This is a genomic window from Streptococcus gordonii (assembly GCF_001553855.1).
GTDB lineage: Bacteria > Bacillota > Bacilli > Lactobacillales > Streptococcaceae > Streptococcus > Streptococcus gordonii.
In genome coordinates this window covers 1-497 of the sequence record NZ_LQWV01000021.1, presented here as the reverse complement: position 1 = coordinate 497, position 497 = coordinate 1, and the positions used below count along the sequence as shown (strand labels likewise).

At 39.4% G+C, this 497-nt stretch carries 1 protein-coding gene; it reads right to left on the bottom strand.

The window, feature by feature from the left end; genetic code table 11:
• Window positions 1-497, bottom strand: a 497-nt coding sequence (locus tag AWH02_RS06020) for a G5 domain-containing protein (RefSeq protein ID WP_201785214.1), incomplete at both ends; no start/stop codon positions are given.

Genomic DNA, 497 nt, shown 5'->3' with positions numbered 1-497 from the left:
ACAGCTGGTTTTGTCAAGGTTTCTGACTTCTTAAACTTGCTAACTTGTACGACATCGGCTTTAGTAACTGTGTAAGTCACTTCCTTCTCTCCATATACACCTTGAAATTTTATGTTTCGTGTGCCTTTTGGTAGAGCTGGATTGTGAACTGTAGAGATACCATGTTTGATAACTTCTTTTTCTACTACTTCTTCAGTTGTAGTAACTGCACCGGTACCTTCTTCGATGACTTCGTCTACAGCTGGTTTTGTCACTTTCTCTGACTTCTTAACCTTGCTAACTTGTACGCCATCAGCTTTAGTAACAGTATAAGTTACTTCCTTCTCTCCATCTACACCTTGAACTTTTGTGTTTCTTGTGCCTTTTGGTAGAGCTGGATTTTGAACTGTAGAGCTACCATGATGGATAACTTCTTTTTCTACTACTTCTTGAGTTGTAGTAACTGCATCGGTACCTTCTTCGTTGACTTCGTCTACAGCTGGATTTGTCACTTTTTC